This is a genomic window from Sorangium sp. So ce406, assembly GCF_051474675.1.
In the GTDB taxonomy this organism is placed as follows: domain Bacteria; phylum Myxococcota_A; class Polyangia; order Polyangiales; family Polyangiaceae; genus Sorangium; species Sorangium cellulosum_G.
The window spans coordinates 6236824-6250244 of the sequence record NZ_CP150340.1 but is presented as its reverse complement, the minus strand read 5'-3'; the positions used below and the strand labels follow the sequence as shown (position 1 = coordinate 6250244).

At 71.0% G+C, this 13421-nt stretch carries 12 protein-coding genes; 5 read left to right on the top strand and 7 right to left on the bottom strand.

What is annotated here, in order from left to right; translation table 11 throughout:
* Positions 1 to 12 precede the first annotated feature (12 nt).
* Positions 13 to 1056, bottom strand: a complete 1044-nt coding sequence (locus WME96_RS22980; protein WP_437292222.1) for an agmatinase family protein — start codon at positions 1054 to 1056, stop codon at positions 13 to 15.
* Between the two features lie 413 nt (positions 1057 to 1469).
* On the opposite strand from WME96_RS22980, the gene WME96_RS22975 reads away from it, so the two are divergent.
* Positions 1470 to 2414 (top strand): fatty acid desaturase family protein, encoded by a 945-nt coding sequence (locus tag WME96_RS22975; protein WP_437292221.1) that lies wholly within the window; start codon positions 1470 to 1472, stop codon positions 2412 to 2414.
* Positions 2415 to 2642: 228 nt separating this feature from the next.
* On the opposite strand, the gene WME96_RS22970 is transcribed toward WME96_RS22975, so the two are convergent.
* Positions 2643 to 3080 carry a KGG domain-containing protein gene (locus tag WME96_RS22970; protein WP_433937655.1) on the bottom strand — a complete coding sequence of 146 codons (438 nt, stop codon included), beginning with the start codon at positions 3078 to 3080 and terminating at the stop codon, positions 2643 to 2645.
* 387 nt (positions 3081 to 3467) lie between these two features.
* Positions 3468 to 4553 (bottom strand): 3-phosphoserine/phosphohydroxythreonine transaminase, encoded by a 1086-nt coding sequence (serC, locus tag WME96_RS22965; RefSeq protein ID WP_437292344.1) that lies wholly within the window; start codon positions 4551 to 4553, stop codon positions 3468 to 3470.
* Between the two features lie 183 nt (positions 4554 to 4736).
* Between serC and WME96_RS22960 the strand changes: the two genes are divergently transcribed.
* Together WME96_RS22960 and WME96_RS22955 are read left to right on the top strand one after the other, a co-directional pair.
* Entirely contained in the window at positions 4737 to 5711 is a 975-nt protein-coding gene (locus tag WME96_RS22960; RefSeq protein ID WP_437292220.1) for a ferritin-like domain-containing protein, read from the top strand.
* Positions 5704 to 6855 carry a 1-aminocyclopropane-1-carboxylate deaminase/D-cysteine desulfhydrase gene (locus WME96_RS22955; protein ID WP_437292219.1) on the top strand — a complete coding sequence of 384 codons (1152 nt, stop codon included), beginning with the start codon at positions 5704 to 5706 and terminating at the stop codon, positions 6853 to 6855. Before WME96_RS22960 ends, WME96_RS22955 begins: the two co-directional genes overlap by 8 nt.
* 22 nt (positions 6856 to 6877) lie before the next feature.
* On the opposite strand, the gene WME96_RS22950 is transcribed toward WME96_RS22955, so the two are convergent.
* Positions 6878 to 7510 (bottom strand): hypothetical protein, encoded by a 633-nt coding sequence (locus WME96_RS22950; RefSeq protein ID WP_437292218.1) that lies wholly within the window; start codon positions 7508 to 7510, stop codon positions 6878 to 6880.
* A gap of 151 nt (positions 7511 to 7661) precedes the next feature.
* On the opposite strand from WME96_RS22950, the gene WME96_RS22945 reads away from it, so the two are divergent.
* On the top strand, positions 7662 to 8873 hold the full coding sequence (locus tag WME96_RS22945; RefSeq protein ID WP_437292217.1) for a hypothetical protein: 1212 nt from the start codon (positions 7662 to 7664) through the stop codon (positions 8871 to 8873).
* 15 nt (positions 8874 to 8888) lie between these two features.
* Here WME96_RS22945 and WME96_RS22940 read toward each other — a convergent pair whose 3' ends face one another.
* On the bottom strand, positions 8889 to 9941 hold the full coding sequence (locus WME96_RS22940; protein ID WP_437292216.1) for a rhomboid family intramembrane serine protease: 1053 nt from the start codon (positions 9939 to 9941) through the stop codon (positions 8889 to 8891).
* 161 nt (positions 9942 to 10102) lie between these two features.
* On the opposite strand from WME96_RS22940, the gene apaG reads away from it, so the two are divergent.
* Positions 10103 to 10486: a Co2+/Mg2+ efflux protein ApaG gene (gene apaG, locus WME96_RS22935; protein ID WP_061614966.1), complete on the top strand. Its 384-nt coding sequence runs from the start codon at positions 10103 to 10105 to the stop codon at positions 10484 to 10486.
* Positions 10487 to 10736: 250 nt separating this feature from the next.
* Here the strand turns inward: apaG and clpA are convergent, their stop codons facing one another.
* Complete coding sequence (clpA, locus tag WME96_RS22930; protein ID WP_437292215.1) at positions 10737 to 13067, bottom strand: ATP-dependent Clp protease ATP-binding subunit ClpA; 2331 nt, start codon at positions 13065 to 13067, stop codon at positions 10737 to 10739.
* Positions 13064 to 13387, bottom strand: coding sequence for an ATP-dependent Clp protease adapter ClpS (gene clpS, locus WME96_RS22925; protein ID WP_020737250.1), 324 nt, complete (start codon positions 13385 to 13387; stop codon positions 13064 to 13066). Before clpS ends, clpA begins: the two co-directional genes overlap by 4 nt.
* Positions 13388 to 13421: the final 34 nt, after the last annotated feature.

The window sequence follows — 13421 nt, the reverse complement described above, 5'->3', positions numbered from 1 at the left end:
CCGCCGCGAGAGTCAGCGATTTTGCGAGAGCAGGGCGAAGCCGATCAGCTTGTAGAGCATCCGCGCGCCGACGTTGCCGTCCCAGTCGTCGTTGTCGTCCTTCGGCGCGACCTCGTTCAGGTCGAAGCCGACGATGCGGCGGCCGCTCTTCTGGATGCGGCCGATGAGCGCGACGGCCTGCTGGAACGTGAGGCCCCCGGGCACGGGCGTCCCGGTGCTCGGGCACAGCGTCGGATCGAGGCCGTCGATATCGAAGGTCACGTAGACGTCCTCGGGGAGATCCTCGACGATCGAGTCGGCGATCAGGTGGAACGGCTCCCCCTCGAAGAGGCGATCGGCGATCGCCGCGTCGACGTGGGCGACGATGCGCCCGTTCGACGCGCGGATGAACCTGAGCTCGTCCTCGCTCATGTCGCGCAGCCCGACCTGCACGATGCGCGAGATCTGCGGGTAGCGGGTCGCGACGTTGTGCATGATCGAAGCGTGAGAGTCGGTGAATCCCTCGTAGGCGTCGCGCAGATCGGCGTGGGCGTCGACGTGGAGGATGCCCATTCCGGGGTAACGCTCGGCGTGCGCGGCGATCGTGCCGTAGGGGGCGGAGTGGTCGCCGCCGACGACCCCGACGAGCTTGCCCCGCTCCATCCACGTCGCGGCGAGCTCGCGCACGCGCTCGTTCAGCCGGCGCGACAGCTCGTTCACGGCCGCGAGGCGCGCCTCGAGGTCCCGATCGCCCGCGACCTCCCCGAGCGCCGCGATCACCGGCTCGGCCGCCGCGCACGCCTCGGCGTTCCAGCGGACGATGTCGGGGTCGACGTCGAGCATCGCGATGCCCTGCTCGTACGGCCTGCCCGTGTGCAGGTCGAAGAGGTCGACCTGGCGGCTCGCCCGCAGGATCGCCGACGGCCCCTTGGCCGCGCCGCGCCGGTAGGACACCGTCGGCTCCCAGGGCACCGGGATGAGGACCACCCGAGCGTCCTCGGGGGTGTGCGGCAGACCGTAAACCCCGTGGCCAGCCGCAGGACCGTTCGGATCGAAGCCGAGAGGCGATGAGCTCACGCGGCCACGTTGGCGGTTCGCGACCAGGTCGTCAAGCGCGAGCCGCGCCCGCCGAAGGCGCGGTCGCGGCGCGGTGGAGAGCGGTGGAAAGCGGCGGAGCGCGGCGGTGCGCCCCGCCGCGCCCTCCGCGGAGCACCCGCGCTGCGGCGACCGCTCTCCAGCGCGCCGCGACGGCGGTAGGTGCGTAGAGGCGATCGCACCGAGTGCGCGCGACATCGTCGTGAAACACCGGCGTGAAGCGCGCCCGTGTGGAGCGCCCGTCGGAATGCAACTTGGAGCTTCCCGCAGTGGAGAAATGCGGTACGAAGGGCGTCGAGATGATGACGGGCCTCCGCGCCCGTCCGGATCGGCCAGAGCGCCCGCGCGCCGCCGGCCGGCCCGGCGCGCGGCCCTCTCACCCTTGAAGAACAGCCATGCTCCGGTACCGCGCCGATATCAAGACGCTCCTCTTCGTGGCGGCTTACTTCGCCCTCGTGGCGGTGCAGTGGGCCTTTGCGCCGCGGGCGCTCTGGCTCGCGATTCCGCTCCTCGCCACGACCTGCGCGTTCTCGTTCCTCGGCGCGGTCGCCACCCACAACGCGATCCATTGCCCCGTGTTCCGGAAGCGATGGATGAACCGCGCCTTTCAGGTCGCGCTGACGCTCACCTATGGTCATCCGGTCAGCGCCTACGTGCCGGGCCATAACCTCAGCCACCACAAGTACACGCAGTCACGCCGCGACGTGATGCGCACGACGAAGGTGCGCTACCGCTGGAACCTGCTGAACGGGCTGCTCTTCATGAGCCGCGTGGTGCGGGACATCCTCCCCGCCGACCTGCGCTACTTCAAGGCGATGTACCGGCGGAACCCGCCCTGGTTCCGGCAGATGCTCCTCGAGTCGGCGGTGTTCCTCGGCGCGATGGGTGCCCTGCTCGCGCTCGACTGGAAGAAGTTCATCGTCTACGTGCTCATCCCGCACCAGTACGCTGCGTGGGGGATCGTGACCATGAACTACCTCCAGCACGACGGCTGCGACGAGCACAGCGAGTACAACCACTCGCGCAACTTCGTCGGCCGGCTGGTCAACTGGTGGACGTACAACAACGGCTTCCACTCCATCCACCACATGGAGCCCGGCCTGCACTGGAGCCTCTTGCCCGCGGCGCACGCGAGGCGCGTGGCGCCCTTCATCCATCCGAACCTGGACCAGCCCTCGCTCCTCGCCTACCTGTTCCGCAGCTTCGTCTGGCCCGGGAAGCGCCTGCGCTACGACGGCGCCCCGGTCGTGCTGCCGCGGGAGGAGCCTGACGAGGAGTGGATCCCCGGTCCGAAGGAGACGCCGAGCGACGTCTCGCTGGGCGCGATCGCGCCGAGCTGACGTGCCGCCTGACGCGCCATCTCCTGCGCTGCTCCTCCAGCGGAGCGGCGTCGCGCCGAAGGAGCCGCCTGACGCGCCATCTCCTGCGCTGCTCCTCCAGCGGAGCGGCGTCGCGCGAGAGGCAGAGGCACCTTGCGGCCACGACCGGGAGCCCCGGGTCGTGGGCAGCGCAAGCATGCAGAAGGCTGGCCCGGCGCCTCGGCACCGGGCCTCTCGCCTTCCCCCGGGTCAGCGCGACGGGTTCTCCCGCGGCTGATCCCCCCGCGACTCGCCGCCCCGGCGGCCGATCTCGGCCATGTGCTGGCGATCGCCGCTCACGGCCTCGCCGCCCTTGCGGCCGATCTCCGCCATGTGGGCCCGGTCCTGGCTGACGCGCTCACCGCCCCGCCTGCCGATCTCGGCCATGTGCTTGCGGTTCTGGCTGACGACCTCACCGCCCTTCTTGCCGGCGGCGCGGGCCTCATCGCGCGTGAACTCATGGGCCGTGCCCTTCTCGTGGGCTGCCTTCCCACCCTTGCTGGCGATCTTGCGCTGACGCTCCTCGTCCATGGCGGCGAAGCCACGCTGCTGCCGCTCGTTGGCTGCCTTCTGCGTCGCTGACGACGGCGGGGGCTCGCTCGGCGAGGCCCCGCTCTCCTCCTGGTCCTCCTCACTCCTGGAAATCATCCCACGATCATCCATGCTCGCCATCATCCTCTCCTTACGGTTGGCTCGCTCGATTCAGGTCTCCGACCGGGGCCTGCGAGTCCGGAGAGACGGCGACGGCCGCCCCCCCGGGCCGGTCAGGGACGGCGACGCCTCCCCCGACCGTATCGGTCAGGGATTCAGCGTTCGCCATCCCCTCCCGGCGCTGGTCGGGGCCGGCGTTCACCGACCCCTTCCAAGCTGCGGAAAGGCCGACAGGCCCTTTCCGCGGGGGCCTGTTGTGCCGGGCGGAACAACGTCAAGCGGGCTGAAGGTTGGGACGCGACGAATTAGGGGGAGGCTCGCCAGGGTGGTTTGGTGGAAACCGAGGCGAGCCTGGAATACCGAGAATGTCGTGCTCCCAGCGAGTCAAGCCCTCTTGGCGAAGTCCCGCATGAACGCGGTGAGGCGTTCCACCGACTCCACGGATACTGCGTTGTAGATCGAGACCCGGATACCTCCGGTCGACCTGTGTCCGGCGAGCCCCACCATACCCTCCTTCGCAGCCTCCGCGACGAAACGTTTTTCCTGCTCCTCGCTGGCAAGCCGGAACACCACGTTCATGTACGAGCGGCTCTCCTTCTCGACCGGAGCCCGGAAAACCTCCGGATTTGCGTCCAGGGTTTCGTACAGCAGCTCACCCTTCTTGCGATTGCGCCGTTCGACCTCCTCGAGCCCACCGATCTCGAGCGTATACGCGAGCACGTTGCGCATGAGGTAGATTGCGAATGTCGGAGGCGTGTTGTAGAGCGAGTTGTTGGCAGCGTAAGTGGCATAACGGAAAATGACAGGAATGTCTTTTCGTCCGCTGTCAACGATGTCCTTGCGGGCGATCACGACCGTGATGCCGCTCGGCCCGATGTTCTTCTGGGCGCCGGCGTAAACCAGGGCAAACCTGGAGACGTCCATCTTGCGCCACAGGATGTCCGAGGACATGTCGGCGACGAGCGGCACGTCGCCGGTGTCCGGGAGCCAGTGCCACTGACTCCCGAACAGGGTGTTGTTCGTCGTCATGTGGACGTAGGCGGCGTTCGGGTCGAGCGAGAGCTCGTTCTGGTGCGGGATGCGGGTGTAGCGCTTGTCGACCGCGGTGCTCCCGGCGACGCGGACGGTCCCGACGCGCTTCGCCTCGTCCAGCGCCTTCTCGGACCAGCCGCCGGTCAGGATGTAGTCGGCGCTCTTGCCCTGCGGCAGGAGGTTCATCGGCACGAGCGCGAACTGCATGGCCGCGCCGCCCTGCATGAACAGGACGTGGTAGTCGTCCGGCACGCCGAGGAGCTGGCGGAGCAGCGAGATCGCCTCGTTGTGCACCGCCTCGAACGCCTTGCCGCGGTGGCTGTGCTCCATGATGGACATGCCCGTCCCCTCGAAGTCGAGGAGCTCGCGCTGCGCGCGCTCGAGGGCGGGAAGGGGGAGCCCGGCAGGGCCGGCGTTGAAGTTGTGGACGCGCGCCATGGTGCTTCTCCTGAGGTTCAAGTCGGCGGCTACGATGATGAGCCGCCGCGGCCGTATACCACGACGGGCGCCGGCTCCGCCCGGGCGAGCCGAGCAGGGGCCGCGCCGCGGCGCCGGGCTCATCACCTCGGGCCTGCGGGGGGCTGCGACCTGGGCTAGATTCATCGCTCCGGAGGGCGAGCGATGCTGGTGACCCGCGAAGAGATGGCGTTCGATTTCCAGGGCGCCAGGCTCGATCCCGTCAAGGACAAGGACGTCATCGTCTGGGCCGTCCAGCAGTTCCTCTACGGAGAGATCACCGGCGTCCAGATCGGCCACTGGCTCTACAACGCGCCCGATCTGGAGTCCGCGCGCTTCCTCGCGCGCCAGGCGGTCGAGGAGTTCCAGCACGTCGGCAACTTCCTCCGCATCCTCGAGATCCTGGGCGCGCCGCCGGAGAAGGCGACGTGGAGCGTGCGCTTCCTCGCGACCGGGCTGATGGGCGGGGACTGGTCCGAGCACGTCGCGCTCGAGATGGCCCTCGGCGAGGGCCTCGTGCTCCAGGCGTTCTACGCGATGATCGACACCGTGGATGAGCCGGAGATCGTCGCGATCCTGAAGCGCGGGGTGCGGCAGGAGGAGCGCCACGTCGACTTCGGCGAGCAGCAGACGAGGAAGGCGATCGCGGGCAGGCCCGCGCTCCGGCGGCGGCTGCTCGGGCTCGCGCTGGTGTCGCTCTGGGGCGTGTCGCGGCTCGAGGCGTTCATGAAGAAGCGCCTGCCCATGGACCACCCTGCGCTGAAGCGCCTGCCCGATCTCGTCCGCCACTCGGTGCGGATCGCGGAGCTCCGTCTCATGCGGATCGGCCTGACCGAGGTGCCGATCTCGTCGCTGTCCGCCGGCCGCAAGCTCGCGCTCGTCGCGGAGGCGTACGCGGGCAAGCTCGCGCTCGGCCTCCTGTCGTGGGTGCTCGCGGTGCTGCTCTTGCCGCTCCGGCTCGTCGGCCTCGCCGGGCCGAAGCGGCTCACGGACACGTACCTGAGCGATCCGCTGGTCGTGCGCGGCGGCCGGCTCGGCGCTGGCACGGAAAACGGCGCGGAGGACGACCCGGGCGACGCCGGCGAGCAGGCCGGTCCCGGCGGCACGCCGGCGGGGCACGGGGCGGCGGCGCGTGCCTGAAGGCGAGGGGGAGCGCGCGGCCGGCGCCCGCGCGCCCGACGCGGCGGGCTCCTCCGGCGCGGCGCCGGGCTTCCTGCCCGCGGCGAGGGAGCTGCCGCTCTTCGCCGAGCTGCCCGAGCTCGCGGGGCAGGTCCCGTGGCGCCCGCTCGCGCACGCGCCGACGCCGGTCGTGCCGTGCTCGGCGATCGAGGGCTACCTCGGCCGCGGCGGCGTCTGGGTGAAGCGCGACGATCTGATCTCGCCGCTCTACGGCGGCAACAAGGTGCGGCGCTTCGAGTTCCTGCTCGCGGACGCGGAGCGGCGCGGGGCGCGGACGCTCGTCACGGTCGGCGGGCTCGCGTCGACGCAGGTGATGGCCACGGCCCTCTTCGGCCGGGCGCTCGGGTTCGGCGTCACGGCGGTCCTGTTCGATCAGCCGATCACCCGCTTCGGCCAGCGGGCGCTCCTCACGAGCGCGGCGAGCGGCGCGGAGCTCATCCACGGCGGCGGGTACGCGACCACCGCGGTCCGGGCGATCCGGGCGCTGCGCCGCGCCGAGCGGCCCTACTTCATCCTGCCCGGCGCGTCGGCCGCGCTCCCGTGCCTCGGCTACGTCGACGCGATGCTCGAGCTCGCCGAGCAGGTCCGGCGGGGCGAGGCGCCGCGGCCCGATCGCATCGTCGTCCCCTCGGGGACGGGCGGGACGCTGGCGGGGCTCGCGCTCGGCGCGGCGATGCTCGGCTGGCCGACAACGGTCGTCGGCGTGCGCATCACCGAGCGCATCGCGTCGAACCGCGCCGTCGTCCGGTACGAGATCGGGAGCATGAAGCGCCTGCTCGCCCGGCGCGCGCCGCGCTTCACCCGGCGGCGGCTCCCGGCCGCCCGCTTCGCGATCGAGCACCGCGCGATCGGTCCCGGCTACGGCGCCCCGACCCCCGCGTCGATCGCCGCGATCCCCGAGGTGGAGCGGCTGATCGGCGTGCCGGGGGAGGTCACGTACAGCGGCAAGGCGCTCGCGGCGCTGCGCGAGATCGGCCGGGAGCATCCGGGCGAGACGATCCTCCTCTGGCAGACGCTCTCGAGCGCGCGCCCGCCGCTCGCGCCGGGCGCCGCGGCGCTCCCGCCTGCGTTCGCGCGGTTCTTCGCGGGGGACGTGGCGTGCTGATCGGCGCGCGGGGCGCGCCGGATCACTTCACGCGCAGGCTGTTCACGAGCTTGTCGAAGTCGGCGCGCGCCGCGGTCACCGTCTTCTCGGGGCCGGTCAGCTTGAAGAACCAGAGCTCGCCGGAGGGCGTCTCGGCGATCGCGCCGAGCAGCGCGTAGTTCGGCTTCGGCGTCGCGGCGCCCATGCCGGGCATCCCGGAGGCGAACGTCCCCTTCACCTCGACGACCGTGACCTTGACGTCGTTGACCTTGAGCTCGCGCTTGGGGGCGTCGCCGCTCTTGTCGGAGAACTGGCCGACCCAGCGCGTGATGTTCGCGTCCACGCTGCCGCCCGCCTGGCTCACGCTGAGCTCGGCGTCCTCGGTGTCGCCCGCGGCGCGCTTGATCTTGTACGTGGCCTTGCGCATCGCGTTCGGGTTCGGCGCGGTCTCGAAGCTCGCGGGCGCGTCCCAGGCGAGCTCCGCGCCGGCCGCCTGCTGGCCGGCGCCGGCGGCCGGCGCCGCCGGGGTGGGCGCCGGCTGGGCGGGCGCGGCGGGCTGGCTCGTCGGCGGCTCGGGCGCTGTCGTGGCCGTCGGCTCGGGGGTCTTCGAGCACGCCGCGGTGAGCGCGGCGACGAGCGGCAGTGCCATGGCGGAGCGGAGCTTGATCATCGTCATCGTGACAGGCCTCGGCGAGGGTTCGCGGCGACTGTAGTCCCCACGCCCGGAGCCTCAAGCCGGATCGGACCTGCGCGGGCGCTTACCGCGCTCCGGACGGAGGCGAGGTGGTCGTGCAGCCGCGCGCGCCGCCGTGATACCACCAAAATTCATGGAACCCACCTTCCGGCGCGCCTTCAACGCCGCCTTCGGGCCGGCGACGTACGCGGAGTACATGGGCCGCCTCGAGCGGCGGCTCGGGTGCTCGATCCCGTTCCGCGTCGCCGAGACGCCGCTGTTCCTGCCGGCCGCGCTGCGCGACGACCTCGAGCGCTCCGCGACCGAGATCGTGCGGCAGATCTCGAGCCCCGCGCTCATCGCGCAGATGAAGCGCGCGATCCCCGCGCACCTCGACGTCCCCGGGATGGACGCGCTCCCCAACTGCGCCCAGGTCGACTTCGCCATCGTGCGCGGCCCGGACGGCGGGCTCCAGGGCAAGGTGGTCGAGCTGCAGGCGTTCCCGTCGCTCTACGCGCTCATGCTCGTGCAGTCGGAGATCATGGCCGAGCTGCTGGCCGGCATGCCGGGGCTCGACCGGCGCTGGACGTGCTGCTTCGGCGGGCGGAGCCGCGACGATCTCGTCGCGCACCTGCGCCGCGCCATCCTCGCGGGCGAGCCGGAGGAGTCGGTGGTCCTGCTCGATCTCCATCCGGAGCAGCAGAAGACCTACCCGGATTTCGTGGCGAACAAGCTCCTCGTCGGCGTCGACGCCGTCTGCCCGACGTCGCTCGTGCGGGAGAAGGACCGGCTGTTCCGCCGCGTGGGCGGGCGGCTCGTGCAGGTCCGCCGGCTGTACAACCGCGTCGTGTTCGACGAGCTCGAGGCGAAGCGGGTCGAGCTCCCGTTCCGGTACGACGAGCCGCTCGACGTCACGTGGTGCTCGCACCCGAACTGGTACTGGACGTGGTCGAAGTACACGTTGCCCCACATCGATCACCCCGCGGTCCCGCGGGCGCGGACGCTGGACGCGATCGAGCGCGTGCCCGAGGATCTCGAGCGCTACGTGCTCAAGCCGCTGTTCTCCTTCGCGGGCTCCGGGGTGAAGGTCGACGTCACGCCCGAGCACATCGCCGCGATCCCGGAGGGCGAGCGATCGCGGTGGCTGCTCCAGGAGAAGATCGCGTACGAGCCCGCGCTGGTGATGCCCGACGGAAACGGGGTGAAGGCCGAGGTCCGGATGATGTTCCTGCGCGCCCCGGACGAGCCCGAGCTCTCGCTCGTGCTCAACCTGGCCCGGCTCTCGCGCGGGAGGATGCTCGGGGTCGATCAGAACCGGGATCTGACGTGGGTGGGCGGCACGGTGGGGATCTGGCCGGCCGACTGATCGGAGGGCGCGCGGTCAGGCGCGGAGCGCGAGCTGCCACGCGCCGAGGACGATCCCCGTCGCGACCGCGCCCATCGCGACCTGGACGAGCGGGCGGCTCCGCGCGGGGTGCTTGCGCAGCGACAGGCCGGCGACGAGGCCGATCGCGGCGCCGCTGAGCAGGCCGAAGGCGTGCGCGCCGAGGTCGGCGCGCGGGCTCGCGCCGAGGGCGCCGAGGAGGGAGAGGCCGCCCACGAGCGGCGCGACGAGCTGGAGGAGGTGGCGCTTCTCGCCGCTGTCCTTGTCGTGCGCGCGGTCGAGCATGAGCTGCGTGGCGGCGAGCAGGCCGATGGCGCCGAACACCGCGGTGGAGGCGCCGATCGAGGCGTGGTGGTGGCCCAGGCTCTGGTGCCAGAGCGCGTTCGCGAAGTTGCCGATCGCGCCCGAGGCGACCATGGCGAGCGCCGTGCCGCCCGGCCCGAGGCGGCGCTGCACGGCGGACGCGAACACCGTCCCGGAGATCACGTTGCCGATCACGTGGGCCGAGTCGGCGTGCAGCGTGAGGGCGGTGATGGCGCGCCACGGCTCGGGGCCCACGACGAGATCGGCGACCGAGGCGCCGCGCTGGAACAGCCGCCCGCCGCCGCTCGCGGGGCCGGTGACGAGGAAGAAGAAGAGGGCGAGCGCGGCGAACGCGACCCCGGCGACGATGGACGGCGGGTGGCGGGGGCGCTCGCGCGCCCGGCGCGGGGGCCAGTCGCGGTTCTCCGCCTCGTACCGATCGATCGAGGTCGCCGCGAAGTCGTAGTCCTGGTCGCGCACGAGGAGCACCCAGCCTGCCGGGGTGTACCGCACGGCGTGCCAAAGCTCGCTCGACTGCAGCACGAGGGCCCATTCGCGGACCTTGCGCTCCGGCATCACGGGCCCGATGGCCGTGATCCCGGGCTCGTGACCTTCTCCCTCTCCGCCAGGGGCATCGCTGTTCTGGACCATCGCCGCCCTCTCGCCGCGCGCCGGCGGCAGGATCGCGATCGGGACGAACCGCTCGCCTTCAGCACATCGAGCACCGATACAGTCATGTTCGCCCACGGCGGCTCCCTCCACGGCTCGTTGACCCCAGGTTGGCGAAACCTGCGGATGAGCCTGGAGGCTGTCAACGCCGCCTCTCCGGGGTCCCGGCCGTCGCTTCCCGGCGTACCCGTCGCGGCCGGGCCCTTGTGCGCGCGGCGCAGCGGTGGCAGTGCGTGGTTGTGTCGACGGCCATCACGCAGGGCATCCGGGTCACCGTCTCGACGGTGTACGTCCCCACGCAGTCCTCCCCGACGGAGCATCGCTACGTCTTCGCCTACACCGTGCGTATCGCGAACGAGGGCACCGAGCCCGCGCAGCTCAGGACGCGGCACTGGATCATCACGCACGGCAGCGGGAAGGTGGAGGAGGTCCGCGGCCCCGGCGTGGTCGGCCAGCAGCCCTCGCTGAAGCCTGGCGAGCACTTCGAGTACACGAGCGGCTGTGTGCTCGAGACCCCGCGCGGCTCGATGCGCGGCACCTACCAGATGCACCGCCCCGACGGCCGCTCCTTCGACGCCGAGATCGCCCCTTTCACCCTGGCGATGCCGCACTCGCTGAACTGACAGCACCCGAACCGCCCAGCGACCTTCCCTCCGCCTGGAGAGAGCCAGCGTGGAGGGGGTGCCCGGGCGCGCGGGCGGCGGGGTAGGGCCCCACGAATCCGAGCGCCGGCCCGCATCGCAGCGCCTTCCTCCCGGACCGACTCACCCGCACTTACGGCAATAGCCCTCTACAAGGCGCGAGTTCGTGGGAGGGGCCCCCGCCGCCCGCGCGCACGGGCACCCCCTCCACGCTGGCTCCGTTGCCCCCGGATCAACCTGCGGGCGCCGGCTCCACCGCCGCCCCGTTGGTCCGAGGCTTCTCCGCGTCTCCCCCGTTCGCCGCCGAGCCCGAGGACGAGAACTTGAAGGTGAAGTCGTCCCCTTCGAAGTCGATGGCGACGTTCCCCCCGTTCTCGAGGGCCCCGAACAGCAGCTCATCCCCGAGCCGCCGCTTGATGTCGTTCTCGATGACGCGCCCCAGCGGCCGCGCCCCGTTCGCCGGATCGTACCCGCGCGTCGCGAGCTCCGCCCGCGCCCGGTCGGTCACCTCGACGGTCACCGACCGGTCCGCGAGCATCGCCGCGAGCTCGCCGATGAACTTGTCGACGATGCTCCCCATCACCGACGGATCGAGCGGCCGGAACATGATGCGCGCGTCCAGCCGGTTCCTGAACTCCGGGCTGAACGTGTTCTTGTAGGCCTTGTCGTCGTCGCCCGCCGTGCCCCGCTCGCCGAAGCCGACCCGCGCCTGCGCGAGCTCCCGCGCGCCCACGTTGCTCGTCATGATCAGCACCATGTGGCGGAAGTCGCTCTTCTTGCCGTTGTTGTCGGTCAGCGTGCCGTGGTCCATCACCTGGAGCAGCACCTGGAACACGTCCGGGTGCGCCTTCTCGATCTCGTCGAGCAGGAGCACCGCGTGCGGCGTCTTCGCCGCCGCCTCGGTGAGCAGGCCGCCGCGATCGAACCCGACGTAGCCGGGCGGCGCGCCGATGAGCCGGGAGACGGTGTGCCGCTCCTGGTACTCGCTCATGTCGAACCGCAGGAAGCCGATGCCAAGCGCCTTCGCGAGCTGCTTGGCGAGCTCGGTCTTGCCGACGCCGGTCGGCCCCGAGAACAGGAACGAGCCGATCGGCTTCTCCGCCGCGCGCAGCCCGGCGCGCGACAATTTGATCGCGGACGCGAGCTGCTTCACCGCCTCGTCCTGGCCGAAGATCACCGAGCGCAGCGACTGCTCGAGATCCTTGAGCTGCGTCTTGTCGGAGGTCGACACCTGGCGCGGCGGGATCTGCGCCATCTTGGCGATGACGAGCTCGATGTCCGCGGTGTCGACCTTGTACCCGTCCCCGTGGCGGAGGCGCGCCGCCGCGCCCGCCTCGTCGAGCAGGTCGATCGCCTTGTCGGGCAGCCGCCGATCCTGGAGGTAGCGCGCGGACAGCTTGGCCGCGGCCTCGAGCGCCTCGGCCGTGTAGGTGATCTTGTGGAACTCCTCGTAGCGCTTCTGCAGCCCCTTCAGGATCTGCGTCGTCTCGTCGACCGAGGGCTCCGTCACCTCGATGCGCTGGAAGCGCCGCGCGAGCGCGCTGTCGCGCTCGAGGTGCCCGCGGTACTCCTGGAACGTGGTCGCGCCGATGCACCGCAGGCGGCCGGAGGCGAGCGCGGGCTTGAGCAGGTTCGAGGCGTCCATCGTCCCGCCGCTCGCGGCGCCGGCGCCGATGATCGTGTGGATCTCGTCGATGAAGAGCACCGAGCCCGGCTGCTTCTCGAGCGCGCGCAGCACGGCCTTGAGCCGGTTCTCGAAATCGCCGCGGTACTTCGTGCCGGCGAGGAGGGCGCCCATGTCGAGCGCGTAGACGGTCGCGTCCTTGAGCGGCGCGGGCACGTCCTTCTTCTCGATCCGCTGCGCGAGCCCCTCGACGATCGCCGTCTTGCCCACGCCGGCGTCGCCGATGAGCAGGGGGTTGTTCTTGCGCCGCCGCGCGAGCACCTGGATCGTGCGGGCGACCTCGTTCTCGCGGCCGACCAGCGGATCGATGCGGCCCTCGGCGGCCTCCTTGTTGAGGTTCATCGTGAACGCGGCGAGCGGATCCTTGATCGGCTGCGAGCCGCCGGGCTCGCCGCCCTCGTCCGCCGACGACTCCTCGCGGAGGCTGTCGTCCTGGCCCGTCTTCGAGATGCCGTGCGAGATGTAGTTCACGACGTCGAAGCGGCTGACCCCCTGCTCGCCGAGGATCGTCACGGCCGGGCAGTCGCGCTCGGCGAACATCGCGATGAGCACGTTCGCCCCCTTGAGCTCCTTCTTGCCCGACGACTGCACGTGCATCGCGGCGCGGCCGACCACCCGCTGGAAGCCGAGCGAGAGCGTCGGGCTCGTGTCCGAGTCCTCGGGCAGGGCCTCGATCTCCTCGTCGAGGAAGCGCTCGAGCTTCTTCTTGAGCAGCGGGGTGTCGCCCCCCGCGTGCCGGAGCACCTCGGCCGTCTCCTCGTCGAAGAGCAGCGCGTAGAGCAGGTGCTCGATGGTCACGAACTCGTGCCGGCGGCGCGAGGCCTCCCGGGTGGCGAGCGAAAAGGCGATCTCAACTTCGGGGCTGATGCGCATGGTCATTCCGGCTCGGCGGTCAACCGAAGGGGCATCCCGTGCTCCTTGGCGAAGTCCTGGACTTGGGCGACCTTGGTCTCCGCGACATCCTTGGTGTACACGCCCGCGACCCCGTGGCCGCGGTGGTGCACGCTCAGCATGATGTGCGTGGCCTCCGTCTCGGTGCGGTGGAAGAACTTCATGAGGACGAGCACGACGAACTCCATCGTCGTGTAGTCGTCGTTGTGGAACACGACCTTGTAACGGCGGGCCTTCTCGACCTTCCGTTCCCGCTCCGTTGCGAGGTCGCCCTGCCTGTCTTCTCTTTCCTCAGGATCGTTCGGCATAAATCCGTCGGGAAGGATAGCAAGAGCCCCGCCC

What these genes read in the sequence shown, in the direction of transcription:
- WME96_RS22960 (WP_437292220.1), top strand. Translation starts at nt 4,737, where the DNA reads ATGCTGGTGACCCGCGAAGAGATGGCGTTCGATTTCCAGGGCGCCAGG.
- WME96_RS22970 (WP_433937655.1), bottom strand. Translation starts at nt 3,080, where the DNA reads ATGATTTCCAGGAGTGAGGAGGACCAGGAGGAGAGCGGGGCCTCGCCG.
- clpS (WP_020737250.1), bottom strand. Translation starts at nt 13,387, where the DNA reads ATGCCGAACGATCCTGAGGAAAGAGAAGACAGGCAGGGCGACCTCGCA.
- serC (WP_437292344.1), bottom strand. Translation starts at nt 4,553, where the DNA reads ATGGCGCGCGTCCACAACTTCAACGCCGGCCCTGCCGGGCTCCCCCTT.
- WME96_RS22950 (WP_437292218.1), bottom strand. Translation starts at nt 7,510, where the DNA reads ATGACGATGATCAAGCTCCGCTCCGCCATGGCACTGCCGCTCGTCGCC.
- clpA (WP_437292215.1), bottom strand. Translation starts at nt 13,067, where the DNA reads ATGACCATGCGCATCAGCCCCGAAGTTGAGATCGCCTTTTCGCTCGCC.
- WME96_RS22945 (WP_437292217.1), top strand. Translation starts at nt 7,662, where the DNA reads ATGGAACCCACCTTCCGGCGCGCCTTCAACGCCGCCTTCGGGCCGGCG.
- WME96_RS22975 (WP_437292221.1), top strand. Translation starts at nt 1,470, where the DNA reads ATGCTCCGGTACCGCGCCGATATCAAGACGCTCCTCTTCGTGGCGGCT.